The organism is Stieleria maiorica (assembly GCF_008035925.1).
GTDB lineage: Bacteria > Planctomycetota > Planctomycetia > Pirellulales > Pirellulaceae > Stieleria > Stieleria maiorica.
Window position 1 is genome coordinate 4,459,493 of record NZ_CP036264.1, and the last position, 26,343, is coordinate 4,485,835.

A 26,343-nucleotide genomic window follows, 5' to 3' on the forward strand; every position below is an offset into this window, starting at 1 on the left:
GCCCGAATGTCGGCTGCTGATTGGGGCACTGGATTTCCCTTGGCGATTTCGATCAGTTACATTGGCTATCCGCGGCGATGGCACGTGCTGTCGTCGTGGCCGGACGCGCGAACCATCCGTTGCACACGCAGGCACGGAGTCGGCGTCAAGTGAAAACACTATGTCGTTCGCCGTGCCGCGGTGAACGGTGGACGTTCTGGCATCACAAAGACTCTGGAGACCGAACAACGATTGCCAATCCTTACAAGCCGAGTGAAGGCCGCGAACATCGCCGCTACACGTCCTTTGACGGCTTACGGCTTCAGGTCGCGACGGCCGTTGGCTTCCTCGGCTGTTTCTTTGGTGCGATCTTGTGTGGCATTGGGCATCTGCTCACGTTCATGATACTTGAAGATTCATTTTCACCGCCGCTGCAAGCCCAAGGGAATATGGGACAGTTCGGCTTTCTAACAGTCTACGTTGGCTTTTTTGGTGGACTTGCCGGACTATCTCTGGGGCTGATTCCATACACTCGCTTCCTGGGGTGGTTCCCGGTTTTTCTTCTCGTTGCCTTCCTTGCCGCTTTCACTGAACCGCTGGATCTTTCTACGACCTCGGGTTTTGCAATGCTTGTTGTCGGTTTGGCGGTGCTTCTTTCGTCAAGCCTTATAAACCTCGGCTGCAGATTCCTGCTACGGTAGATGTGACGGCCCCGAGCAGCCAGAACCATGGGTTGCAACGGAGGCAGATCCCGAAGCTGATTGCGGCGAAGGACTCCGTTAAGTCGTCACTGCAGGCAATTCTTGTGTGCGGCGGGCCGGAGTATTCGTCCGTAATCAGCCAAGCGGTGTTGGGGGCACTCGGTCGATCCGAATACCCCTAAGAGCGTACTTGGCACGAATGAAATTTCGCGTCCGCATCTGTTCTCTTTGGCTTTTCCATATCCTTGAGCTGCACGACTGGCTCCGGCATGGTCAAGTCATTAAGATGGATGCGGTATGACCATAAGGCCGCGGGTTGACGTTTTCGAAGTGGAGAGTCGTTCGCGCGGCCCCGCTGAACCCCGCCGTTCGACCAATAACATGTTGAAGCTCCTCATCGCCTCAGTTGCTTATCTCGCAATCCAAGCGTTCAGTCACGCTCAGGAATTCCAAGACGCTGAAACGCAGCGGTCTCAACGGAACGCCTGGATCGGCGTCTACACATCGCCTTCGGAGGTCGGGCGTTTCACGGGCACGAAGCTAAAAGTTGACAAAGACGGGCCCGACAAACTTGGATATCAGATGCAATTCTATTCTGATTTCAGCGATGCTAACGACATCGAGCAAGAAGAGCTCTCGGGACAGTTACTCGTTGAAGAAAACCGACTGTACCTTCCAGAAGCACACGGAAGCTACCGGAAAGGGAAGCCACAGCTATTCGCGATGATAAGCCGATACACGAAAGTTCAGATTGGCGGACGCACAGTTTTGCTGCAAGATGATGCTTACTCGGAGTTTCAGAGATCTGGCAAACTGTACGACTACGGTATCCTTATCAAAGTGACCAACAAATCAGGGTTCCAAATCGACTACAGAAAAGCCCCCCATCTTTCGATCAAGACGTTAAGTATGCCCCCCACAGCACCTTGGAAAGACCCATTCGTTCACGGTCCCAATGAGCCAAGCGAGAAGGCCGAACCAGCGAATGCACATGCGCGACGGAGTCGGCCTTGAATCTGATTTTACATCGTTCGCCGTCGCCATGTGATTCGTATCGTTGCACGGCGCGAGTTTGGCGATGAATTGGTAAAGGAATCAACTGGTGACAAACTTAGGATCTGAATAGGTCATGCTGGACCTCCTAAAGCATGTCGGTGATTGTGGGGCGACAACGAACCTCAGCTTCAATAAGGATCGTTGCAGGATTGCAACTCCGATTGACTCCGCTGTATGCGACGGCACCCTCGCGCCGCCAAACAACGCGTTGCAGTGGACGTGCTAGTTGGTCGCGTGGTTGCGAGATGTGCTAGAATCACGTTCTAGCGGTGAATCAAAGACGCTTGGCACTTAGCCGCACGCCACTGAACACTCCCGTTCTGCCAATCGGAGATCCAATGGCGTGGAAACCTGAACCTGGGATGAAGCCCTCCGAGGTGCTCGATACCGCTGTTGATGACGCACACGCACATCGGTACGACGACGCGCTTCAGGAGTTCCTTTGGTTCCACGAAGCGTCACGCTCGGAAACTGGAATGGGTGGTGTCAGGTTGTCCTTCGCGCTGGGCTACTGGATGGATCTAGCGGAACAATACCCGCCTGCCCTTGAGGCCTTCACTAGGCTTCGCGATGAATTGGAACAGCGCTGCCGGGACAAGAGCGGTGACTTCGAGTCTTTTCACGATGTATCCGCATTCAATCACTACTTGGGTGACGACCGACGAACAATTGGTCTCTTTATGGAAATCGCGGGGGAGCATCCAGACAACGCAAAACGAATCTATCACGTTGCGGAGGAATTGTTGGTGGCTGACGGCATGTACCAGCAGTGTGCACCGTTTCTTGAATGGGAACAACGAGTTGACACGTCGATCTCCGCATACAAGATCGGTTTGAAACACGAAGAATCATGGAAAGACTCGGATGTATCGCCACCAAGGTTCGCACGTCGGAATTTTGAGACCAACTCCGCGACTATCGTGGCGCTGTTGTCGTTGAATGGACGGCGCGACGAGGCTGAACAGGTTCGGAATCGTGTCCTTGATGTACTCGACGACGTGGCCTTTAGGGACACACTGGAACTTGCAATGTCCGGGCATTTCCCCGACGCTAACGATGGCAGAACCAGGCGATGAACCGAAGTCGCGGAGTCGTCTTTTTTGACAATGGAAAATCAATCGCCGCGACTCGGTTATCGCGGCCGTTCGTCGAAGGGGCAATGGCGACAGTGAATCCGTACCGCCCTGCAGCAGAAGAGCCTTCAACCACAGCGAGCCGTCCCCATTTCATCGTTCGCCCTGTGTTCGTGCTTTCTTGGATCGCTGGATGGTGTGCGCTTTCAACCTCGTTGATCTTCATGATTGATTTGGCGTGGCCCATCCCGCTGGTTGACCGAGGGTTCTATTTCCGACTCTACGGCTCGATCGGGGCGGCTTCTGGCCTACTGTCATGGTTTACTGCGCGGTTGGTCGCGCTTTCACGGCTTAAACTTGGGACTCTCGTGATCCTCCTCTTGCCACTTGCCTTTGTCTTTCTCCTTGCCGTACAACTTAACCCAGTGGTCGCCGCACTTACCGCCATCATCGCCGGAACAACACTGGCCTTGTCGTGGTTTGCTCAGTATCGCGTGTCGGAATGGACTCGACCGGACAACGAAATCGACGAACCATCGGTTGCAACGGAGGCCGCGAGTTGACGTCCTTGAAGTGGTGAGTCGCTCGCGCGGCCCCGCTGAACCGCACCGTTCGCGCTGCTAGCCGACTCCTGACCGCAACGGCCCACATATTCTCAGTGGCCCTCCGAGACCTCTGTGGTTGCTCATCAATCCACGGTTTGATCGGTGCACTCGAATTGCGCCCACCGGATTTCATCAGACCTCAGTTTCCTAGGATTTGCTCCTGATGTCACGGTTCGATAGGTGCGCGGTCGGCTCGACTGACGAAGACAAACCGACGCCTGATACGCGGGGCAAACGGGAGTCTCTTTATTGACGCTCATCCGCGATAGAGACGGGGGGAGATGTGGCAGACGAATGATTGGCAGACAAACGGGAGAGAATCGACCAACGTCGGCAGAACGAGCTGCATTCATTCGTCTGCCATCTATTCGTTTGCCACATGGCTTGATGTCGACAAAAGGCCCGAACTTCCCTGCCCCGAGGTTTTCGATGGATCGCACGGTGTTCCATTGTGTTTGTCAGAAGAGACCAGCCAGCATCCAAAGGGGCACGTTCCGAGGCAATCCGACGTCCAAAGTGCCGGCCGCAAATTGGGTCACTGGATGCCCCACGGCGACTCCAATCGAGTACATTGGCCATCAGCGGCGCTGGTTTTCACGGTCGTCGTGGCCGATCCGCGTGAACCAAGTGGTGCACCGCAGTCGGCGAGTCGAGTTAGTTTTTGAGTTCCGGTCGATCGCGTGCACCAGAGTACGCGAGTCGGGCGGTTCTGAAGTTGATTATCTTTCGCGCGTACCCGATGACGCGTAACGTACGTGCTGCTAACCGATGCCCAACGGCAACGATCCACTTCTCTGTGTCTCTCCATGGTTGACTCTTCATCCACGGTTTGACGGATGCGCTCGAAGAGCGCCCATCGGATTTTTCAGCCCTCTGTTTCCTGGGATTCGCATTTGGTTTCGTCGTTTGACTGGTGCGCTGACAAACCGACGCCTGATATGACGACCGTAAAGTGTTTGCTGAATCCAACGGACCGGCTGCCCGGGCGATGTGTCTGAGGCCCGGAGGGCCGGTAGAGTGTCTGCCGGTGGCGTCAGCCGCCGGGGATGGATTCCGATCGATGCTCAAGGCCCAGCGGGCCGACACAGTATTCGGGCGTCGATCGCTCCCGGGCCGCCAAGAGAGCCATTGGGCCGGCCCTTCAGGCCTTGGTGGTTCATTGCACTGGAGGCCGGTGGCTGACGCCCTCGTTGTTATACACAATTCATTCCCCTGATCTGGTTGCATTTGGACCAAAGCTTCGCCAACAACTACTGATGTCGTAGAGTCGTTCCATGCCGCGCATGACCGTATCGGTGCCAGGCTCGTCATGTCGTGGTCGGTCGATGTAGCCGCCAAGCCGAGCGATCATGCGGACGATCTCCTTCAACGTCGGTGGTTTCTTTGGCGGATCTTCCCCGGTGACGATCTTGTATACCGGCTGCCATTCGTCGGCTACGAATACTGCTTCACAGCTGACGTCTGGACATTCGCGACCGATCCGCACGCTGTAGAACGTTCGCCACGCCAAGATCATCGAAACAGCGAGACAACGCTCGAATCGTTCGATCTTTTCAAACCGCTTTGCTTCGATGCGAGTGCCTGATTTGAGAGTTCGGAAGAATACTTCGATCAACCAGCGAATGCAGTAGTAAGACAACACCAGCTCAATCTCTTCCTTGTTCGAAATCGGCATATTGGTCAGCAACAGCCAACTGATAGGCGTATCCCCTTCAGGCGGATCGATCTCGTGAGCCCAAATCGCGTTGACTTTCGTGGGCCGTAGGTGTCGATCGGGCCGATAGGGGTTCTTCAGTGTCAGCGTCGTTGCACGCACCTCGAGTTCGCATTGGCGTGCCTCTCGCGGTTGATTGCGTGCTCGTTTGTCACAGGCTAACTTGGGTTGGTGCGAACGAATCGTTATCGCTTTGGTGTAGCGTACTTTGCTCGCGGCGAGTTTTTCATGCAGATTTCCTGATGGCCGACCGTGCTGATCAACGATCGAACGGTCATAGCAACTGCGAATAATCCACCAAAAGTTCTTTGGAGAATCGGAATTACACTCGATGACTTCAAAGATGTCCGCTTCGCTGTCAGCCACGCAGACAACTTGCGTTTCGGGGTGCTCGCTAGCGATTAACTGTGCTTCGCGGTGGTTTTCAAGCCATCGCAGAGACTCCTTCTCTTCAATCGGCACTTTCTTTCGATCATCGGCTTTTGACGGACCTTCCTCGCGAGTCCAAAGTTCCGCTGCAACGGTTCCTAAGGGCGTGCCGGTGGGAGTGAACGCCATCAGCGGGTGAAGCAACTCGCCGTAGCGTGAACTGCCATCTAGCGGACCGGCCCCTTCTACTTGCGTGTTAGGTTTCGTCAAATCCAGTTCCGTCGTATCGTGAGCCAAGATGACAACTTCTTGCTCAGCAAGACGCTTATAGCAGGCATCTATATGGGGCGCTAAAATGTCCTCAAAGCAGATCGCATCGTTATCAAAAAGTCGGTAGGCTGCCGTTGTTTCGTTGTGTCCTGCGCCGACTGCAGCAGGAATGCTCTTGCTCGGCAAACCAGCCATGGCGGAGAGCACTTCGGCAAGTCGTTCATTTCGTCTCTTGTCGCCAAGATCCACCGTTTCTAATTCGTCAATCACCCATTGGCTCACCATCGCAAACACTCCGTTGCTACCTGTCGTGCACCTGAACTCCCTGTGAGCAACAGTTTGAGCGATTTCGCGAATCAATACATCATCAAAAATTTGTGTATAACAACGAGGGCTGACGCCACCGGCAAGCACAGTGTCAGCCCTCCGGGCTTCATCGTGACGGTCCAGCGGAAAGATGGTTGTCAGGGAAGTCGGATTTCCCTTGCCCATTCTGAATCGAGTACATTGGCAACCAACAAAGATGGCTCAAGCTGTCGTCCTAGCCGATCCGCGCGAACCAGGTGGTGCACCGCCGTCGGCGAATTGAGTTTGAATTTGAGTTCCGGTCGATCGCGCCGACGCGGTGACCACAGGCCGTTCGCCAGTTGATAAGACGATTTACGTTTCGCCCAACCTGTTTCAGCGCTGATGCGGTCGAATCAATACACACTCAAATGGATTCTCGTGTACACGGCCGTTTTCGCAATCTTTTGCGCCTTCGTGTCGGTGCATCCAGAGCAAGCGATGTTTGCCGGGATTCTGCCTGTCGCTATCATCGCATGCTCATGCTCACACAGACGAGCCACGGCTCTTGCAATGATTGCCCTATTTTCAACAATTGCGTTGATCTGGGCAATTTCCTTACTTGGTAAGCACCCTACTCAAGAGCACGGGCTCTGTGCGACCGTCGGCGCCATGGTGGGCGCATCCGTCGACCATGCTCGTACTTTGGTGCGGGAGTGGATGTAGACAGTCGCGACCGGGTAATTTTGATCGTTATTCGAAGAAAAGAGCAACTTGGAGCGTCTGAATGAGCGAGGTTGGTCAAGCCGTCGTCGGCATCCTCTTCATCGTGTTGTTCATTTGCGCCTATTTCGGTCCTGCTGCATGGGCTGTCGGTGACGCGCAGAAACGGGGCCAAAGCGGTGGTGCCATCGTTCTGTTGTTTTGGCTTCTAGGCCTGCTGTCCGCATTCATTTGGTTGGCAATTCGCCCATCTGAACAACTCCGTCGGCGAACGCCTGATTCCTTCGATGATCCTGACGATGCGTTGGCTGCCGCTTCACGACTTGCGACGCTTGGCGACTGGGAGCAGTCGATCGCATTGTACGTATCGATTCGGGATCGCTGGCCGGATCACACAGACTACGTCAACGCTTGTCTTGACGAGATCAACGAACGAAGAGCGTTGGCATAGTTCCGAATCGCATGACCAGTAAGGATTTGACTTCGCGAGCTTGCAAGCCGAAGTTCAAGTCCTCTATTCAAGAAGCCCGGTAACCCTCGCGCGGCCGCCTAGATCGCTGTTGGGTTTTGCTTCGACCGACTGGGCTCGATCCAAATGCATTTAGCAGATGAGGTGAGTCGCGTGTTTTGAAGATGGAAGATCTCTCGCGGTGATCGTCGACGTTCGCGCTGCTAACCGACGCCTGACTGCGGTGCACGTCGTCTTTCGTGTTTTTCGCTTCTTTCGTGGTTGCAATCTCTTCTGCTGTTGCCGGCATTGTCCGACACCTGACATCAGGGCTGCCATTGATGCGCCCGGACTGCGCCCGCCGGAATTCAACGGACCTCTTTTTACTGAGATTCGCTTTTGATGTCATCGTTCTTAGTTGCGATGTCGACTCGTCTGGCGATGTGCTTGAGGCCCTGCGGGCTTGATCACGACGGTACAGCGAAGACAAATCCAATCCAGGTGTTCGAATTTCCCCGAGGTCATTCTGACGGAGTACATTGGCCATCAGCGTTGTTGGCTGATCAACCTATTGATCTCACGTGGCCCAACGATTGATCCTGGTACTGACAGGTCGGGTGGCGTCGAAGCTTGTTCAGATTGCCAGGATGGGCAATTTGAATGGCCTGGGGGCTTTTCTTTTCGCCTCTTTTCGCGGTGACGTGAGCGGACAGGTTTGACATACTCGAGGTTCGAAAGAGGCCCCAAAAACCCTGGTCTGATACGAACGCCGTGATCCACGCCGAAGCTCCTGCTTTAGAGATCGTCAATCTGCGCAAGAATTACCGACGTTTAGAGGCGTTGCGCGGTGTCGATTTTGTGCTTCAGCGAGGCGAGCGTCTTGCGTTTCTCGGTCCAAACGGCGCAGGAAAGACGACGCTCATCCGTGCCTTGGCCGGGCGAACGCGGCCGACCGCGGGCACGATCAAGGTGTTGGGGCACCCGATCCATTCGATCGGCGCCCGGCAGGCGCTGGGGCTGGTCCCCCAAGATCTCGCACTCTACGGCGACCTGACGACGCGTGAAAACCTCTTCGCGTTTGGCAAGTTCCATGGCGTGCCACGGCGTGAGCTGAAGAAGCGCGTGGCGTGGGCGCTTGACTGGACGGGATTAAAAGACCGAGCGGGCGACCTGGTGGCGGGGTTCTCCGGGGGGATGAAGCGACGCGTCAATCTGGCTTGTGGAGTCCTGCACCGCCCGAAGATCATTTTGCTGGACGAACCGACCGTCGGCGTGGACCCGCAAAGCCGCCAACGGATCTTTACGATGCTCGATCAGCTGAATGAAGAAGGGGCTTCGATTCTGTTGACGACGCATCATTTAGACGAAGCCGAACAGCGCAGCGACCGGATCGTGATCTTGGATCAAGGCCGCGTGATCGCCGACGGGACCATCGACGAACTGGTGTTGAGCACGGTGGGACACTCGCGATTGGTCAAGGTGCGAATTGATCGACCGCTGGTGGCGCCGGTGACGGTCCCCGGCGGTGGCTCGGTTCGATCTTATCAGGTAGGAATCGCCGGCCGAGAAATGATTGAAACACGGATCGATGATGTGGCGGTTGATTTGGCGCCGTTTCTGCAAGCGGTCCGAAAGGACGGATACATGGTGTCGGATATGGAAGTGCATGCGCCTTCGCTGCACCATGTGTTTCTGCATTTGACCGGCAACGAATTGAGGGATTAAGACACACGTGATTTGGACGATCATGCACATCAGCCTTCGACGGCTGCTGCACAATCGCGTCGAACTGTTGTTGACGTTCGTCGTTCCGATTGCCTTCTTCAGCGTGTTTGCGTTGATCTTTGGAAAAGGAATCGGCAGCGGAACGACGCCGAAGGTCAAGGTGGTGGTGGTCGACGAAATGCAGTCGCCGGTGAGCGCCACGATTGTCGAGTCCTTGCGTGACAGCGCGGGGCTTCGATTGATGCACGACGAAGCAGACGACCAGCCGCTGACGTTCGAGCAGGCATCGAAAATGGTGCGTCATGGCAGCGTGACGATCGCAATCGTGCTGAAGGCCGACCAGGGCGATGCGATCCGAGCCGAGCTGTTGGCCGATGCGTCGGACCAGGTCGCCGGCCAAGTGGTCTCGGCGTTGGTGGGGCGAGAATTGGTGATCGCCAAAACGCGCCAGGCGAGCCGGATACGGCAGACCGGCGGAGTGCGACAGGCGACCGTCCGGCGTCCTCCCGTCGACGCATCGCCGGTTCAGTCCAGCGCTGAGGTTGCATCAAGCCTTTCGGATCCGGCCGAATTGGTGCAGATCGTTGACGTGATCGGAGAGGACAAGGCCAACCCGGTGGTCAGCATGTATGCCGCCGGCATCGCGGTCATGTTTTTATTGTTTGGTGCCACCGGGGGCGGCGGCGTGTTGTTGGAAGAACGTGAGAACACGACGCTGGATCGGTTGTTGTCGACCGAGTTGACGATGGACCAACTGTTGCTCGGCAAGTGGTTCTACCTGACGGCACTCGGGTTCGTGCAGGTCTGCGTGATGTTCCTGTGGGGGCAATTTGCATTCGGCGTCGATTTGCGGGGGCACTTGGACGGTTTCGTCATGATGACGTTGGTGACCAGTTCCGCCGCGGCGGCGTTTGGACTGTTCCTCGCCACGCTGTGCAAGACGCGGGGCCAGCTGAACGGTCTGTCCGTGATCTTGATATTGACGATGAGCGCCCTCGGTGGGTCGATGGTGCCCCGGTATGTGATGAGCGAGCGGATGAGAGAATTGGGGCTGTGGACGTTTAACGCGTGGGCGCTGGATGGGTACGACAAGGTTTTTTGGCGGGATCTTCCCGTCGAGGCGTTGTCGCCGCAGCTAGCCGTGTTGATGATTGCCGCGGTAGCGTTTCTACTTGTCGCTCGGGCGCTGGCGATTCGATGGGAATTTGATTGACCAAGCGGTCCGGAAAGTGGGATAGGCTTCCAGCCTGTCGAGATCTGGTCATTGACAGGCTGGAAGCCTATCCCACCTTTTTCTCGTGTTAATTCCTATTTTTGATCAGCAAGAATGACAGCTATTGAACCCGGCAAAACAAGGATCGGTTGGATCGGCACCGGAGTGATGGGGCACAGCATGTGTGGCCATCTGATCGACGCGGGATACCAAGCGACGGTCTACAATCGGTCAGCGGAAAAAGCACAAGGTTTGCTCGACAAAGGCGCCACGTTGGTCGATTCCCCCCAAGCGGTGGCGGAAAACAGCGACGTCGTGTTTACCATCGTGGGATTCCCCAGCGACGTTCGCGAGGTGATGCTCGGTGACCGAGGCGTGTTGGCCGGTTCGCGCGAGGGGATGATCTTGGTCGACATGACGACCAGCGATCCGAGTTTGGCGATCGAGATCGCCGAGGCGGCCAAGGCGATCGGTGCTCAGGCGATCGATGCCCCCGTCAGCGGCGGGGACCTGGGGGCACGCAACGCGGCTCTGTCGATCATGATCGGCGGTGATGCCGAGACGGTTCGTCGGGTCGATCCGCTGTTTCAACTGATGGGAAAAACCATCGTCTATCAAGGCGGTCCCGGATCCGGCCAGCACACCAAAATGGTCAACCAAACGTTGATCGCTAGCGGCATGATCGCGATTTGCGAAGGCCTGCTGTACGCGCACAAGGTCGGCTTGGACATCCCGACTGTGCTGAAAAGTGTCTCGTCGGGGGCCGCGGGTAGCTGGTCGCTTTCGAATCTTGCTCCGCGGATGATCAACGGCGACTTCGACCCGGGATTCTTCGTCGAGCATTTCTTGAAAGACATGAAGATCGCACTCGACGAAGCCTCCAAACGAAATCTCGCACTGCCAGGGCTCGCGCTCGGTTACCAACTGTATCATGCCGTTGCCGCCCAGGGACATCGACGCGATGGAACCCAAGCGTTGATTCTGGCACTCGCAAAACTGAATGGTTTTGACTGGAAGAACGAAAACCGCTAGCGGCCTAATGGTTTCAACAGCCGTACGGCGCGAACCTTCGGTCCCGGGGGCGTTTTGTCCATGGTTGGGGCCCGTACGCTAGGGGGCCCGTACGCTAGGGGGCCCGTACGCTAGGGGGCCCGTACGCTAGGGGGCCCGTACGCTAGCGCGATACGGCTCACCCCACCTAGGATCGGTAAAAATCTAAAGAGTCGCTCACCCATACCATCACGGTGATCCTATGAAAGCTGCTTACATCACTCAAACCGGGCCTGCCGAATCGATCCAATTCGGCGACCTGGACGGACCTGCGGTCGGCGACGGCCAGGTATTGATTCGCAATCACGCCGTCTCGGTCAATCCGATCGACACCTACGTGCGAAGCGGATTGGTGGCGTTCGAGTTGCCCAACCCGTTTATCCCCGGAAGCGACGCGGCCGGAGTCGTCGAAGCGGTGGGGGCGGGCGTTGATTCGTTTGCGGTCGGCGATCGGATCTGGTGCACCAACCAAGGCCTGTTGGGGCGTCAGGGAACGTTTGCCCAGCAGATCGCTGTCGATGCCGAGTGGTGTTTTCCCTTGCCCGACGGGGTCGATTTTTCCACCGCCGCTGCCAATGCGTTGGTGGGAGTGACGGCGCATCTCGGATTGTTCCGCTGCGGCGCGATCCAGGCGGGCGAAACGGTTTGCGTCATCGGTGGGACCGGCGGCGTCGGCGCGATGGTCGTGCAGATGGCCAAGGCGGCGGGCGCGTCGGTGATCACGACGGCGGGCACTGACGAAAAGTACCAGCGGGCGACCGAGTTGGGCGCCGATCACGTCATTAACTATTCGACCGATTCGATCGCCGAAGGCGTCAAACGGCTCGCGCCCGCAGGGGTGAATCTGTTTTGGGAAACACGTCGGATGCCGAACTTCGACGAGGCGGTCGATCTGCTGGCCCCTCGGGGCCGAATGGTGCTGATGGCCGGTCGCGATTCGAGGCCGGAGTTTCCAGTCGGACCGTTTTATGTCAAAGAGTGTTCGCTGCACGGGTTCGTGATGTTCAAAGCGTCGCCCCAGGAAATGCGGCGGTGTGCGGACGACATGAACTGCTGGATGGCCGAAGGGAAACTTCAAGCGAACATCGCCCACAGGCTTGAGTTGGCCGAGGCCGCCGAAGCCCATCGCATTCAAGAAGCCGAAAACGTCGGCGGAAAGATAGTGCTGACGGTGTGAACGAAAACGCGTCGCTGCACTTGACGGCGCGTCGCAAATGCCAGCACGTGGCGTCAGCCAGTGGCCCACGAGGAACAACACACGGGCCGCTCGCTGACGCGTCCCGCTGGCATCCCAATCCCGCACTCTAAATCAGCAAGTCATTTTCCAGTAGGTGGCAGTAGGAGTCGTAGCGGCGGGCGTCGATACGTCCGTCGGCGACGGCATCTTTGACGGCGCAGTCGTCTTCGCTCAGATGCAAGCAGTTGGCATAGCGGCAGGCACCGACGTGGGGACGCAGATCGGGCATCAATCCGGCGACCTCTTCGGCGGTGATGTCCCACAGTTGAAATTGTCGAATTCCCGGCGTGTCGAACACCCAGCCCGCGTCTTCGCCTTGCAGCGGGATCAGCGTCGATGTCGTCGTCGTATGACGTCCTTTCTGGTTGTCTTTACTGACCTCCGACACCGCCAGCCCCAACCCCGGCTGGACGGCATTGAGCAGGCTGCTTTTTCCCACGCCGCTTTGGCCGGACAGCGCCGTCTGTTTGCCTTTCAGCAGTTCTTTCAAGTAATCGATGTTCGTGCCGCGGTCGGCGCTGGTCAGCAGGACTCGGTAGCCCAGCGAGGCGTAAACGCCCAGGATCGGCTGCAGCGACGCGGGATCGACCAAGTCGCACTTGTTGATGATCACCACGGGGTTCAACCCGCACTGTTCGGCCGACAGCAGAAACCGGTCGATCAACGCCGGTTTGAGGGTCGGTTCGGCGGCGCTGGTGACGATCAACAGGTGATCGACGTTGGCGGCAATGATGTGTTGCTGCCCGCGACTTTGACGGCTGATGATGCCGTGCCGCGGGGCGACGAATTCGATCATGCCGGTCAATTCCGACTCGGTCTCCGATTCAGATCGAAATTGAACTCGGTCCCCGGCGACAACGGTACCGCGTCCGTCAATGCTGAGCGATTTGAGAACCTGGCGGATGGAACATTCAAACGTGCGTCCGTCGTCGGCCAGCACCGTGTTGTGAAGTCCGTGGGCGCGGAGGACGCGGCCGCTGATCAGCGCCGCATCGTTGGACTCCGTGGTGTCGGCCGACGCCGGCGCATCGGCTTTGACACCGACGACGGTGCGTTTGCGTGTCAAATCGCCTTTTCCGCTGACCCGTTCGTGCTTGACCGCGTCGGCAAGCGATTCCTGGTCACCGGCGTTGAATTGCCGGGTCAGGTCGCTGTCCCGGACGCGACCCTGATGCCGCTTGCGAAAACTGACGCGAGATTGATTCGATTTCGGTTTCTTTCTTGCCATCGGAAAAGTTTAGCCAATGGGACCACTTCGCCACAAACGCACTGCTTTCCCGGGAACGGCGTGCCCCGCCCCGGCGGTGTCAATCGAGCGGAACGCTCCCTTGGCGATGCGGTGTGGTGGCCTGGATTTCCGTTGGTTAAACTAGCGCGTCTCCGAATTTCCTACCTTTTTGCGGATACGCATTGGATGTCTGAATCTTCCTCTGGCCAGATCGACCACGTTCTTGACGAAAGCCGTCTCTTCCCCCCCCCGGCCGAATTCACTCAGAAGGCCGTGATCGGGTCGATCGAGCAATACGACGAACTTTATGCCCGAGCGCGCGACGATCGCGACGGATTTTGGCGTCAAGAAGCGCTGGAACATCTGCATTGGTTCCAGCCGTTTGATCAGGTTTGCAAATGGGAACCGCCACACGCGGAGTGGTTCGTCGGCGGCAAGACCAACGCCAGCTACAACTGCCTGGACCGCAACATCGAACTGGGGCTGGGCGACCGCCCGGCGATCATCTGGGAAGGCGAACCGGGCGATACACGCACGCTGACTTACAGCGAGTTGAAGACGGAGGTCAGCAAGTGTGCGGCCGCACTTCGTGAGTTGGGAATCGAGGCGGGAGACATCGTCAGCATTTACATGCCGATGACGCCGGAACTGGCGATCGCGATGTTGGCCTGTGCCCGGATCGGTGCCATCCACTCGGTCATCTTCGCGGGGTTCAGCGCCGAATCGATCGCCGACCGTAACCAAGACGCCCAAGCGAAAATGGTGATCACATCCGATGGGCTGTACCGGCGCGGGAAAGTGTTGCCATTGAAGGAGACCGTCAACGAGGCGCTGGAAAAGTCGCCGTCGGTGGAAACCTGTCTGGTGCTCAAACGCGTCGGAAACGACGTCGTCATGAAAGAGGGGCGCGACGTGTGGTGGCACGACGTCGTGGACAAGCAATCCGGCGACCTGCCGGCCGAACCGATGGACAGCGAAGCGACGCTGTTCATTCTGTATACCTCTGGCAGTACCGGAAAACCCAAGGGGATTCGTCATACGACGGCCGGATACAATCTGTGGGCCAAACGCACCTTCCAGTGGGTCTTTGACCATCGTGACGACGATGTTTACTGGTGCACGGCAGACTGCGGTTGGATCACCGGGCACAGCTACATCGTGTACGGTCCCCTGTCGGCCGGCGCGACATGTTTGATGTACGAGGGAGCGCCGAATCATCCCGCCGAAGACCGTTTTTGGGATCTGGTCGAAAAGTACAAGGTCACGATCTTGTATACCGCACCGACCGCGATCCGGGCCTTCATCAAATGGGGCGATCAGCACGTCGACAAACACGACTTGTCCAGCCTGCGTCTGCTCGGAACCGTCGGTGAAGGCATCAACCCCGAAGCCTGGATGTGGTACCACAAGAAGATCGGGGCGGAGAAGTGCCCGATCGTCGACACCTGGTGGCAAACGGAAACCGGTGGCATCATGATGAGCCCTCTGCCCGGAGTCACGCCCACCAAACCCGGTTCATGCACCAAGCCGCTGCCCGGCGTCGTCCCGACGATTCTGGCCGAAGACGGATCGGCGGTCGACCAAGAGCACGGCGGCAAGCTGTGCATCCAGCAACCTTGGCCGGGAATGTTGCGCGGTGTGTGGGGCGACGACGATCGCTTTGTCAGCACGTACTGGGCAACCTTCAAGGATGCGTACCTGACCGGAGACAACGCCCGTTGTGACAAGGACGGTTATTATTGGATCATGGGCCGAATCGACGACGTGATCAACGTTTCGGGGCACCGGCTGAGCACGATCGAAGTCGAAAGTGCGCTGGTCAGCCACCCCGCCGTGGCCGAAGCGGCCGTCGTCGGTCGTCCCGACGAGTGCAAGGGCGAAGCGATCGCCGCCTTCGTTACCGTGACCGATCCGAATCCCGGCGAAGAGCTGCGTCAGGAATTGCGGAACCATGTGCGAAAGCAGATCGGCGCACTGGCTCAACCCGATGACATTCGATTTGCCGCGTCGGTTCCGAAGACGCGGAGCGGCAAGATCATGCGGCGCCTGTTGCGTGACATCGCCGCCGGACGCGAGGCCGTCGGGGACACCAGCACGCTGGAAGATTTCACCGTCCTCGCACAGCTTCGCGAAGAAGAGTCGTAGCAGGACGATGCCGCGTTGACGTAGCCACGCTCGATACGAGCGTGGTCGCAATCACGGCCGCCCCCGACCGAAAGTCATGACGGCCTGTTGATTTAATCAGCCGTATGGCGCGAGCCTACGGGCACCGGTGCGTTTTCATGGCACAGGAGGCCCGTACGCTCGCGCGAAACGGCTGATCCCACGGCGGATCGGAATAAATCAACAGGCCGTTGACGGCTTCCGCTACCGTCAGCAACTTTAGCTTTTTCCACGCTCTGCTGCGCGCCGTTGTGGCAGCCGACTACCGCGACGCTCGCTCCTTGGCCAGGATTCGATCCATCATCGGCAGCTCGGTGTAATACATCGCTGCCGGGTCGATCCGGTGATGCTCCAGCCACTGCGTTCGCCTGCGGACCGTTTCGGTCGTCGCTAAACGCGGCAGCAGCACGCCCCAGATGGCGGTCACCGCAAGGATCACGGCCAGAAACGCGGCCTTGCGACGTTTCATTGCCCTGCCTCGGCGAACAGCACGCCGAACATCAGGTACGCCATGACCAGTGTCAGCAGCAGGTTCAGCGACTGACCACAGACGTACAGGATCATCGGTTTTCCGCCACGGAAGTAGGGCAGCAACTGACTGAAGTTGGTTTCCAAGCCGATGCAAACGAACGCCAAGCAGAAGAACCAGCCGCGAAGTGTTTTGGTGGACCCGCCGATCATCGCTTCGATCATCACGTCGCCGCCGGTCATCGATGCGTGCAGGATCGAAAACAGCACCGACGCCGCGATGAACCCGAGTACGAACTTCGGGAACCGGTACCAGATCTCGCCCACGCCGGGCGTCGCCGCGTCGCTGCGTTTTTCGACGTACGTGACCCAATAGGTTGCGACGCAGAAGGCGGTCACGCCGATCAAGATGTTTTGAATCATCTTCACCGTTGCCGCGACTTCCAAGGCTTCTTCGCCCAGGGTCGCACCGGCGACCGCGACCGCGCCGGTGGCGTCGATCGTCCCACCCAACCAGGCGCCGCCGACGTCATCGGGCAATCCCATCGCTTTGATCGCCAGGGGCAACAAGATCATCATCACCACGGTGAACGACAGCGACAGCCCGATCGCCAGCGACAGCTCTTCCTTCTTCGCTTTGCATGCCGCTGCCGTCGCGATCGCCGCGGAAACACCGCAGACCGACATGTCGGCGCTGATCACCATATTCAGCGACTTCGACGGAATCTTCAGTACTTTTTGTCCAAAGATGAACGTGCTGATCAACACGATCGGGGTGACGACCCAAGCGACGCCGATTCCGGGGATCCCCAGCGCCATCAAACGACTCATCAAGACTTCCGCGCCCAGCAAGACCAAACCGGTCTTGATGAAAAACTCGGTCATGATTGCCGGACGTAACCCGCTTGGCGTGCCGATCGTGTTGCTGATCACCAACCCCACCAACAACGCCCACAACGCGTATTCCAGGTTGTACGCCTTGATGACCGTTTGGCCGGCCAGGACGTAAGCGATGGTGGCCAACAGAAAGACAACGGGAAACGCCTTCAGGAACCCGATCGCGTTTTTGCCTCTCAGCCGCATCGCAATCGTGAACAACACACCAATGACCACAAACGCACCGATCACGCCGCGGTAGGTCGTCGTCGCACTCGCTTCACCGCTGCCGGCGACGTAAAAGGCGTCGACGGGGTTTTCTGTCCATTTTCCCGGCTTGGCCAGCCAACTTTTCAGCGGGCTGGACAGCGAAACCGTTTCGCCCTGCTGGATCGATTCGGTGAACGTCGCGGGCACGGATGCCCAAACGGCGGCAAACGCGAGCAATAGAATCAGCCCCGCACACCAGATCGCCCACCAGTCTTCGGCGGTCTTCATCTGTTCCCAGGTGCTCAAGCGGGGCTTTTCAACGATGTCGGAACTGGATGCTTCGGCGGGACCGTCGGAAGGCGTGCTCATCTGGGGATCTGAAGGAGGGCGGGACGTGCTGCAGGGGGAGAAAGCCGTTTCAGGCTGTCGAACGGGCCCACAGAATATCACGCAGAAGGCGTTTGATGTAGCTACGCTCGCCAGAGATGCCAGCACGTGGCTAACGCCCGCGTGATTGGCAACATGGGCCGCTCGCTGACGCTTCCCGCTGGCATGATGCCAGCACGTGGCGTGAGCCAGTGGCGGGCGGTTGCAGTCGGTGAACGCCCGCGTGATTGGCAACACGGGCCGCTCGCTGACGCTTCCCGCTGGCATGATGCCAGCACGTGGCGTGAGCCGGTGGCGGGCGGTTGCAGTCGGTGAACGCCCGCGTGATTGGCAACATGGGCCGCTCGCTGACGCTTCCCGCTGGCATGATGCCAGCACGTGGCGTGAGCCAGTGGCGGGCGGTTGCAGTCGGTGAATGCCGCGTGATTCGCAACACAGGCCGCTCGCTGACGCTTCCCGCTGGCATGAGATGCCAGCACGTGGCGTCAGCCAGTGGCGGGCGGTTGCAGTCGGTGAACGCCCGCGTGATTGGCAACACGGGCCGCTCGCTGACGCTTCCCGCTGGCATGAGATGCCAGCACGTGGCGTCTGCACTACATCCCGCTTCGCAGTATCCCGCTTCGCAGTGCGTCCAGGTGTCGCCCGAAGTGATCGTCCAGTACTTCGCAGTAGGTTTCCGGGTGGGCGACCAGGCAATCGCGGACGACTTTGCCCCATTTGTCATCGGTCAACACGGAGCCGAAGGTGCAGTGCAGGATTTGGCGTCCGGGTTTGGTGAACCCTTTGCCTTGGGGGACGTCGGCCCACATCTCCAGATACTCACTTTCCAGCGTCGCGTCGTCGGCCTGGTCGGTCGTCGGTGCGTCGGCCAGCGTCGCCGAAACGTGATACGTCGCCTTGTCGGTTTCGTAACGATCGCGTGAGAAGTCGACGATGCCTCGGAAGGCAGCCGCATCGTGACGGGCGACCACGCGGAGTGCTTCCAGATAGCTGGTCCCGGCGGTTTTGACATGGAATTTGCCGGCCGTCGTGCGAGCCAACGCGGCGTACATCGAAACCTTGTCGCTGCCCGAGTGCAGGCTCAACTTGTACGGCCCGAGCAGATTGGCGACGGCCGCGTGATCGGCCAACGAGGCTTCCAAGGCCACCAAGTCGCCTTTGAAATCGACGCCCTTTTCGAAATCACCGATGAATCGAGGAGCCAGACTGACCAGCTTCATGCCTCCCTTCAAACATTGGTCGGCGATGATGTAGTGTTCCGACAGGGTGGTCGGCTGGTCGGTTTCGTCGACGGACAATTCGATTTCGTAGTCCTGGCCGGCTTTTTCGTTGACTTGGCGGATGTAGTCGCCCAGCTTGAGTGCTCGTGCGATCGCCGCGCCGTACTTGACTGCCGCACGCATGCAGGCCTGCTCATCCAGTTGGATCGTCGAACCGGTCGACAGTTCGATCGACTTGCCCACGTAGGAATCGAACCACGGCGCGATGTCGCGTGCTGTAGAAAACTTCTCCCGCAGTGTCGCTTCGTCGTAATCGTCTGCCTTTTGGTCGACGTCGTCCGACGGATCGATCGTGAAGAACGTGAACCCCGCTGCTGCAGTGATGTCGACGTCATTGTTGACCTTCAAGTGATCCGCATCGGCACCGATCGGCCCGTCCCATCCGGCCGCCTCGGCAGCCTGCATCGCGTCGGCCATCACGCCCTCGGGCGTCCGCTTGGTCCGTGTCATCTCGCGAATGGATTGCTGGGGGAAAATCGCGGTGATGCCTTTGCCGCAACGTTTCATCGCAGCGACATGTCCGGGGGTGGCAAGGCCAGTTCGATCACCGAATCCGAAGCTGGGCTCGAGCCCGAGAGTCGTGCACTTTTTGGTCATTGCAGTCAAAGTCAGAAGGGAGGGGGAATTGGAAGCTGATTTGAGATTTGGGGGTAGCTTACGGCGGGAGGTGATCTCGTTGAAGCACCTGAATTGATCGGTCGGCGGCGGTCGAACGGGCTGAATCAGCCATCCGCTCCCGGTGGCCCCTGATTTCTGGCGGAACATCAACAATGCACCGGCGTTTGGCACCAAAATCCAGCTCCAGAGCGTAGGGAATCCCGCTCAAGAACGGCGGATTTTTTTCTGGCTCGTCACGTCAGATTTCTGGCGACCCAGGCGCGCGGGCCGGCGAACAACGGCGCGTGAGCCAGCGGCTGCGGGGGGATCGTTTCGGCGTCCCGCCCCCTCGGATGATTTTGAAACAGCCGAATTGACACACCGACCGGCGTCCGGGGCATCCCACGAATTCGGCGAACTTTTTGAAATCACACGATGTCTCTCAAGCGAGCGGGGATCGCGTCCGATACTCCTTCTCACGACGACAACGATTCTCCCAGTCAGCCTCAAATGGCCGGCTTTGCGGTTTTGAGAGTTCTTGACGATCGCGGAAAGTTTTCCTAATCTTTCCGTCAGCTGAAGGCGACTTGGCCGAGTGGTTAGGCAGCGGATTGCAAATCCGTCTACAGCAGTTCGAATCTGCTAGTCGCCTCTCTTGAGAGAGGCAGGATCGATGGGAGCGTTGCCGAGAGTCGTCGGTCGCTGTCACCGATTGAGTTCTGATGGGCACGATTTCTTCCGGCCCGCACCACCTCGACCCACCCGAATTGGTACATTGACAGGCATCCTTCCTGTCCAGCGGGTGTTTGCATGTGGAACGCGATTCGTCTTTGCCCAGCCACCGTGTTGCTAATGGGGTTTGCGGCTGCGTTTGGTTCGATGGCGTTCGGCCCCGCAGCCTTTTCCCAACAGCCGGTCGATCAAGACGAAGGGCTGATTTTTCGAGATCCGTTCTCGGGGCTTTCGGCCAGTGAGATCGAATCCAAGCTGGTGGTTTTTCTGATCACCGACGAGGACCCGTTTGAGTGGACGAAGGCCAAGTTGGACCAGGCGGACAAGAATCGTCTCGGTGGTGGCCCGGATGTCTGGTGCGGTCCCGATTTTCGTCGTTCGTTTCAAAAACTGTTCGTTTCGCGGCCCGATTTGAAGGACCGCTGCATTGTCCAGCGCGTCGTCGCCGGACTGCCGAAGAACCTGACCGGAGATGTCGCCCGTACCTTGCCCCCGCGAGCGATCACGGCGATCTGTGACGGCCAATACCGGTTGCTCAATTTCAGCGTCGGGGTACCGGAACCGAGCGATCTGGTGCGGCTGATCGAAGATGCAGAAGAGACCAAGGCACTGCTTCAATTGCACCAGGACGATCCGGCGGCACTGTCCAGAGCGGTGTTGGATCGGTCGAACAAGCGTGTTGATCGCGTGTACCATGGTGCCTTGGCTCGATTGACCGAACAAGTCAGCTTTGACGGAGCAAGTCTGGACGTCGATGACGCGTGGATTTCCCAGTACGCACGATCGGTGTCGGATCTGAACCCGGTCTATCTGTACGACGCGGGGCTCCGTTTCGGGCTCAGTGACGGCAGCGATCTGGTGCGTTTGTTGGTCTTGGAACAGCACTGCGAGACGCGACGCAATTGGTGTGATGCATTGGCCCCGTCTACGATCGCACGCCCGATGCGAGCGATCATGAACCCGTTGATCGATACCGCTTGGGGAATCCCCGCGGTGCTGGAGATCGACCCGCAGGACCACGAAGAACCGCTGCGTTGGTTTTCGGCTCGACGTGACAATGCGTTCGTCGTCTTGGCCGTCCAACCGACGTATCTGGATCGGGACATCAGCTGGCCGCCACCCAACGTGAGTCGAAATCCGCTCGCCAAACGAAGCTGGAGCGAGCTGGAATCCGTGATGGCAAATCACCCGTTCCGCAGCGTCACAGCGGAACAGTTGGCAGTGATCCTTCGCGAGAACGACGAATTGGCGATCAATTTGCTGGCCCCGACACGGGCCAGGTACGTGGTGTTTGAACCGGGAAAAAAGAAGCCGGTCGTGATCCGCGAATCGGATCTGCCGGGCAAGTTCATCAATCGGCTCGAAACGAAATAACCGTTGGTGTCTAGCCTTCAGCCGATCACCCGCCGGTGTACGATGGCCCTTCCGGGCCGTCGCCCGTGTGGCTCCGCCACACGGGATGGCGCTGCGAGGCGAAGCCTGGGAACAAAATCGAGAGCCAAGCGCGATCAGCCTTTCGGTTTCGTGTCCAGCGCCAACTGATCGCGGCGGACGAGCTCGAGGATTTCTTCGACTTGCTCGGGATGCTTCGCCGCCAGATCATTGGTTTCACCGAGATCGTTACGTAGGTCGTACAATCGCCAATCCGGTTGGCCGTCGCGATCCTTGCGGTAGCGGACCAGCTTCCACGGCCCTTTGCGGATCCCGATCGTCGTGTCGCCCTCCTGGCTGGCCCAATACAAGTACTCGTGTTTGCGTTGGTCGGCGGACTTGTCCAGCAACGTCGGCAAATACGAAATCCCGTCGATGTCACTCGGTGGTTCGACCCCTGCGATTTCACATGCCGTGGGCAAAAAATCCCAGAACGCCGAGGGCAAATCCGATTGCGATCCGGCGGCAATGTTCCCCGGCCAGCGGGCGATCATCGGGACACGGATCCCGCCTTCGTGCATCGAGCGTTTGAAACCTTTGAGCACCCCGTTGGAGTCAAAGTACTCGTGGTCATGGTTGCCTTCGCGGTGGGGGCCGTTGTCGGACGTGAATATCACCAGGGTGTTTTCATCGATCCCAAGGTCTTTGAGCATCTGAAACAGTCGCCCGACATCGGCATCCATTCGGGTGATCATCGCGGCGAACCCTTTTTCGGGGTTGGGCCAGGGGCGATCCGCATAGATTCCATAATCCGGCACTTCCATGCCGTCCTTCAGAACGCGTCCGCCTTCGTTGTTCGCGTGAGGAATCGTCCAGTGAATGTGCATCAAGAAGGGACTGCGGTGATTGCGTTGAATGAAAGCCAACGCCGCGTCGGTCATTTTGTCGTGCGAGTACGTGACCTTCTTTTCCGACACGCGGCCTCGCGCCATCGGATGATCCATCAACACATTGCCTGGCAGGAAGACTTGGCGGTCATTCTCCCACAGGTACGGCGGATAGTAATTGTGGGCGTTGCTTTGGTTCAGGTAACCGTACCAGTAGTCGAACCCGTTGCGATTGGGGTGCCCGTCGTTGTTGACCTCCGCAGGCGAGTCGACGTGTCCCAATGCCCACTTGCCGACGCCCCCGGTCGCGTAACCGGCTTGCTGCAACAGTTTTGCAACCGTCGGTTCTTTGCCGGTCAAGGAGCGGGAGCGATTGCCTGTCAGTCCCGTGTGCCCGACGTGTTGGCCGGTCCAAAGCACCAAACGCGACGGCCGACAAACGGTGTGCCCGGCGTAGTGGTCGGTAAACCGCATCCCTTCGGCCGCCATTTGGTCCAGGTGGGGCGTTTGAATCTGCTTTTGTCCATAGCATCCCAAGTCGCCGTACCCGAGGTCGTCCACCATGATGTAGATGATGTTCGCGCGTTCTTCGCCAGCGTTGGCTGTCAAAGCAGCGATTGAACCAAAAAGCAGAATCAACAGGCAGTGAATGGAACGGAGGGGCATCGTTTTCATTTTTGGTCAAAGTGGGAAGGGTTTTAGCCCTAGAGTGTAAGGCCCTCGGATCGCGTCGTGGGCCCCGCATCCGGACCGTCGTCCATCCCGCTCCCCCGCGTAGGACATCCCCTCCGGGTTGTCCCCCGTTCAGCCCTCGGCTGAACCCGCGCCGTTCAAAGCGACGGCCCAGAAGGGACCGTCGTACACCCTGCTCCACCGCGTAGGACATCGCTTCCCGGTTGTCCTACCGTTCAGCCCCCGGCTGAACCCGTGGCGTTCATCGCGACGGCCCAGGAGGGACCGTCGTACGCGGTAAACCATCGCTCAAGTTGCGTCACGATACTCTTGGCGATCTTTCGCGTACTGATCGGCCTCTGGCAGCGTTTCCGATTCGGGGCTTTCGGATTCCCAGAGCTGTTTCAAATAAGGTCGACACCAGCCGCACCCGGTGCCCGCCCCGAAGCACTCCGACAGTTGCGAGGGCGTTTTGGGACGCTCGGTGCGAATGAATTGAATGACTTTCCGCTTGGGCACGTCGAAACACAAGCAGATCGGTTGGTCGTCGTTCATCAGTCGTTTGCTTGGCAGATCAGCATGGTTGCGACGCGGCATGCGGCCAGATAGTCGGGGATGTTCAATCGCTCGTCGGCGGTGTGAATGTTTTCTTGGCCGCAGCCGACGGTGACCGCGTTGATTCCGTGTACTTTCAACCAGTTCGCGTCCAGCCCACCGCCGGCGACTTGGCGATAGGGTTGTCGCCCGATCGATTGGAGTGCCTGTTCGAGGAGTTCGACCGAAGGATCGTCATCGGCTAAGCAAAAGGCTTCGTAGTCGACACGCGAGTTGAACTCGCACTTGCCGCAGTTCCCGTCGATATTTGCCGTCGACGCGGCGGCCGATTCGAATGCGGCGCGCATTTGAGAGATGATTTCGGTTCGGAAGGCAGCGTCATGGCTACGTGCTTCGGCGCGCAGGGTCACGCGTGGCGTGACGACGTTGGTGGCATCTCCGCCCTGGATGACGCCGACGTTCGCGGTTCCGGATCCGCCTTGTTGTTCGATTCTCCCCAGCCAGCCGCGGGCGTCCAGGTCTGCGATCGCCTTGGCGGCCATCACGATCGCACTGGCCCCTTTTTCCGGTGCGGCGCCGGCGTGCGCGGGGATTCCTGTCAATGTGATTTCGGCACGCTCGCCTCCGATCGCGCCGGTCGTCACCTTTTCGATCGCCCCGCCGTCGAAGTTGAACGCCCGATCGACGTGGCCGATCAATGCCGGGTCCAGGTGCCGCGCTCCTTCCAACCCGATCTCCTCTTGGATCAGGAACACGATCACGACGGGGGGCAAATCGGTGCGCCCAAGTCGCAGTCGCTCGACGGCGGCGGTCAGAATCGCCGCGCAGCCGCTGCGGTTGTCGGCTCCCAGACCGGTCTCACCCCGGCTGTAGACTTGGTCGCCATCGACGACTGGGTCGCTTCCCAGACAGATCGGGACCGTATCCATGTGGGCCGACAGCATCGTCCGGGGGCCCTTGTCACTGCCCGGCAGGTGAACGACCACATTCGAGCAATTCCCGGAAATTCGTGTCCGGGTCTCCGCTCCGTCGTATCGGATCGCCGATTCATCCAGTCCGGCCTGGATCAAGGAGTCGACGATTCGGGCCGCGACGTCGCGTTCGTTGCCGCTACCGCCGTTGATGGCGGTTAATTCGAGGTACCGTGTGAGTGCTTCGTCTTCGTTGACTACGATTTCTTTCATCTTGCGGTTAAATTGGAGGCGCCCCAGAATGCTGACCGTCCCATTAGCGTAGGGTTCGGTTGGTCGGCATGTCGAGTGCCTGGTCCCCATTTACCGCATTGTTGGTCTGCGTGAATCTTCCCGTCATTCAATCCGAATCTGCATCCAGCTCGGCACCCGCGCGGGATGACCGCACGCACCTGCTGGATTTGTCGTTGGCCGAGTTCCAGACGTGGTTGACCGAGCACGGACAGCCCAAGTTTCGCGCCAAGCAGGTATTTGGATGGATCTATGAAAAACGGGTCCGCGATTTTGATGCGATGAGCGACTTGCCCAAAACGCTCCGCGAGCAGCTGGCGAAAGAGTTTGTGATCTATCGCTCCCAAGAGGCGGCGGTGCAAACCAGTCGCGACGGCACCGACAAACTGTTGGTCGGACTGGCCGACGGCGGTGAAGTGGAATGTGTGCTGCTGCGCGACGGGCACCGGCGCAGCATTTGTGTCAGCAGCCAGGTCGGCTGTGCGATGGGATGTGTGTTTTGCGCCAGCGGACTCGACGGCGTCGACCGCAACCTGACCCGCGGCGAGATCGTCGAGCAAATGCTGCGTTTGCAGGCTCGATTGGAGCCGGGGGAGCGGCTGAGTCACATCGTGATGATGGGGATGGGCGAACCGCTGGCCAACTTGGATCGTGTGCTTGGAGCGTTGGAGACGGCGAGATCGGCCGAGGGGCTGGGGATCAGTCCGCGACGGATCACGATCAGCACGGTCGGATTGCCGCCGGCGATCGATCGATTGGCGAAAAACGGCGTGCCCTACAATTTGGCGGTCAGCTTGCATGCGCCGAACGAGGAACTGAGGAGCCAGTTGGTTCCGGTGAACGAAAAGATCGGGATCGATGCCGTGTTGGCGGCTGCCGATCGCTACTTCGATGCGAGCGGGCGGCGGTTGACGTTTGAATACGTGTTACTCGGCGGCGTTAACGACGCACCCGAGCACGCTCGAGAGTTGGCCCAGCTGTTACGCCATCGCACCGTCTTGCTCAATGTGATTCCCTACAATCCGGTCGAAGGGTTGCCATACGTGACCCCCAGTAAGCGGTCGATTGCAGAGTTTCGTCAGATTTTGGAATCTGGTGGCGTCAACGTGATGTTCCGCCAGCGCAAAGGCGACGAGATCGACGCCGCCTGCGGCCAACTCCGCCGCAACCGCAACGCCAAGTGACCACGATTCGCCCGCGACCGGTTTTCCCCCTGGTGTGGAACCATTGTCTCAATTGTTCCCCCCTCAGCCGCCCCGGCTGAGCG

20 protein-coding genes and 1 tRNA gene are annotated in these 26,343 nt (G+C 58.6%); 13 read left to right on the top strand and 8 right to left on the bottom strand.

Annotation, left to right across the window (positions count from 1 at the left end; translation table 11 throughout):
* Window positions 1-149 precede the first annotated feature (149 nt).
* From Mal15_RS15020 to Mal15_RS34095, 4 genes are all read left to right on the top strand, one after another.
* Window positions 150-680 (top strand): hypothetical protein, encoded by a 531-nt coding sequence (locus Mal15_RS15020; protein WP_147868526.1) that lies wholly within the window; start codon window positions 150-152, stop codon window positions 678-680.
* A gap of 381 nt (window positions 681-1,061) precedes the next feature.
* Window positions 1,062-1,694: a hypothetical protein gene (locus Mal15_RS15025; protein ID WP_147868527.1), complete on the top strand. Its 633-nt coding sequence runs from the start codon at window positions 1,062-1,064 to the stop codon at window positions 1,692-1,694.
* Between the two features lie 380 nt (window positions 1,695-2,074).
* Window positions 2,075-2,812 carry a hypothetical protein gene (locus Mal15_RS15030; protein WP_147868528.1) on the top strand — a complete coding sequence of 246 codons (738 nt, stop codon included), beginning with the start codon at window positions 2,075-2,077 and terminating at the stop codon, window positions 2,810-2,812.
* A complete protein-coding gene (locus Mal15_RS34095) occupies window positions 2,809-3,372 on the top strand; it encodes a hypothetical protein (protein ID WP_167546833.1) in 564 nt (187 codons plus the stop codon). Before Mal15_RS15030 ends, Mal15_RS34095 begins: the two co-directional genes overlap by 4 nt.
* Before the next feature lie 1,246 nt (window positions 3,373-4,618).
* Here the strand turns inward: Mal15_RS34095 and Mal15_RS15045 are convergent.
* Complete coding sequence (locus Mal15_RS15045) at window positions 4,619-6,052, bottom strand: IS4 family transposase (protein WP_147866711.1); 1,434 nt, start codon at window positions 6,050-6,052, stop codon at window positions 4,619-4,621.
* Between the two features lie 787 nt (window positions 6,053-6,839).
* Here Mal15_RS15045 and Mal15_RS15050 point away from each other — a divergent pair.
* From Mal15_RS15050 to Mal15_RS15070, 5 genes are all read left to right on the top strand, one after another.
* Window positions 6,840-7,226 carry a hypothetical protein gene (locus tag Mal15_RS15050; RefSeq protein WP_147868532.1) on the top strand — a complete coding sequence of 129 codons (387 nt, stop codon included), beginning with the start codon at window positions 6,840-6,842 and terminating at the stop codon, window positions 7,224-7,226.
* Window positions 7,227-7,994: 768 nt separating this feature from the next.
* Window positions 7,995-8,948 carry an ABC transporter ATP-binding protein gene (locus tag Mal15_RS15055; RefSeq protein WP_147868533.1) on the top strand — a complete coding sequence of 318 codons (954 nt, stop codon included), beginning with the start codon at window positions 7,995-7,997 and terminating at the stop codon, window positions 8,946-8,948.
* 22 nt (window positions 8,949-8,970) lie between these two features.
* Complete coding sequence (locus tag Mal15_RS15060) at window positions 8,971-10,161, top strand: ABC transporter permease (RefSeq protein WP_233903458.1); 1,191 nt, start codon at window positions 8,971-8,973, stop codon at window positions 10,159-10,161.
* 114 nt (window positions 10,162-10,275) lie between these two features.
* Window positions 10,276-11,193 carry an NAD(P)-dependent oxidoreductase gene (locus Mal15_RS15065; RefSeq protein ID WP_147868535.1) on the top strand — a complete coding sequence of 306 codons (918 nt, stop codon included), beginning with the start codon at window positions 10,276-10,278 and terminating at the stop codon, window positions 11,191-11,193.
* 220 nt (window positions 11,194-11,413) lie between these two features.
* Window positions 11,414-12,388 carry an NADPH:quinone reductase gene (locus tag Mal15_RS15070; RefSeq protein ID WP_147868536.1) on the top strand — a complete coding sequence of 325 codons (975 nt, stop codon included), beginning with the start codon at window positions 11,414-11,416 and terminating at the stop codon, window positions 12,386-12,388.
* A 127-nt stretch (window positions 12,389-12,515) separates the two neighbouring features.
* Here the strand turns inward: Mal15_RS15070 and rsgA are convergent, their stop codons facing one another.
* Complete coding sequence (gene rsgA / locus Mal15_RS15075) at window positions 12,516-13,676, bottom strand: ribosome small subunit-dependent GTPase A (RefSeq protein ID WP_147868537.1); 1,161 nt, start codon at window positions 13,674-13,676, stop codon at window positions 12,516-12,518.
* 186 nt (window positions 13,677-13,862) lie between these two features.
* Here rsgA and acs point away from each other — a divergent pair, with 186 nt between their 5' ends.
* Window positions 13,863-15,821 carry an acetate--CoA ligase gene (gene acs, locus Mal15_RS15080; protein WP_147868538.1) on the top strand — a complete coding sequence of 653 codons (1,959 nt, stop codon included), beginning with the start codon at window positions 13,863-13,865 and terminating at the stop codon, window positions 15,819-15,821.
* A gap of 280 nt (window positions 15,822-16,101) precedes the next feature.
* On the opposite strand, the gene Mal15_RS15085 is transcribed toward acs, so the two are convergent.
* From Mal15_RS15085 to Mal15_RS15095, 3 genes are all read right to left on the bottom strand, one after another.
* A complete protein-coding gene (locus Mal15_RS15085; protein ID WP_147868539.1) occupies window positions 16,102-16,308 on the bottom strand; it encodes a hypothetical protein in 207 nt (68 codons plus the stop codon).
* The gene (locus tag Mal15_RS15090) at window positions 16,305-17,762 is read right to left on the bottom strand and encodes a YeiH family protein (RefSeq protein WP_233903459.1); all 1,458 of its coding nucleotides are present in this window, start codon (window positions 17,760-17,762) and stop codon (window positions 16,305-16,307) included. Before Mal15_RS15090 ends, Mal15_RS15085 begins: the two co-directional genes overlap by 4 nt.
* Window positions 17,763-18,373: 611 nt before the next feature.
* Window positions 18,374-19,825 carry a tagaturonate epimerase family protein gene (locus Mal15_RS15095; protein ID WP_147872025.1) on the bottom strand — a complete coding sequence of 484 codons (1,452 nt, stop codon included), beginning with the start codon at window positions 19,823-19,825 and terminating at the stop codon, window positions 18,374-18,376.
* 413 nt (window positions 19,826-20,238) lie between these two features.
* Between Mal15_RS15095 and Mal15_RS15100 the strand changes: the two genes are divergently transcribed.
* Together Mal15_RS15100 and Mal15_RS15105 are read left to right on the top strand one after the other, a co-directional pair.
* Window positions 20,239-20,309, top strand: a tRNA-Cys gene (locus Mal15_RS15100).
* A gap of 158 nt (window positions 20,310-20,467) precedes the next feature.
* Window positions 20,468-21,763 (top strand): hypothetical protein, encoded by a 1,296-nt coding sequence (locus Mal15_RS15105; protein WP_147868540.1) that lies wholly within the window; start codon window positions 20,468-20,470, stop codon window positions 21,761-21,763.
* A gap of 134 nt (window positions 21,764-21,897) precedes the next feature.
* Here Mal15_RS15105 and Mal15_RS15110 read toward each other — a convergent pair whose 3' ends face one another.
* The 3 genes from Mal15_RS15110 to Mal15_RS15120 all read right to left on the bottom strand — a co-directional run bounded on the left by Mal15_RS15110 (window position 21,898) and on the right by Mal15_RS15120 (window position 25,058).
* Window positions 21,898-23,256, bottom strand: a complete 1,359-nt coding sequence (locus Mal15_RS15110; protein ID WP_233903461.1) for an arylsulfatase — start codon at window positions 23,254-23,256, stop codon at window positions 21,898-21,900.
* A 372-nt stretch (window positions 23,257-23,628) separates the two neighbouring features.
* Window positions 23,629-23,874, bottom strand: a complete 246-nt coding sequence (locus Mal15_RS15115) for a (2Fe-2S)-binding protein (protein ID WP_147868542.1) — start codon at window positions 23,872-23,874, stop codon at window positions 23,629-23,631.
* The gene (locus Mal15_RS15120; protein ID WP_147868543.1) at window positions 23,874-25,058 is read right to left on the bottom strand and encodes a M20/M25/M40 family metallo-hydrolase; all 1,185 of its coding nucleotides are present in this window, start codon (window positions 25,056-25,058) and stop codon (window positions 23,874-23,876) included. The genes Mal15_RS15115 and Mal15_RS15120 overlap by 1 nt, the downstream gene beginning before the upstream one ends.
* 68 nt (window positions 25,059-25,126) lie before the next feature.
* Here Mal15_RS15120 and rlmN point away from each other — a divergent pair, with 68 nt between their 5' ends.
* Window positions 25,127-26,260 (top strand): 23S rRNA (adenine(2503)-C(2))-methyltransferase RlmN, encoded by a 1,134-nt coding sequence (gene rlmN / locus Mal15_RS15125; RefSeq protein WP_147868544.1) that lies wholly within the window; start codon window positions 25,127-25,129, stop codon window positions 26,258-26,260.
* Window positions 26,261-26,343: the final 83 nt, after the last annotated feature.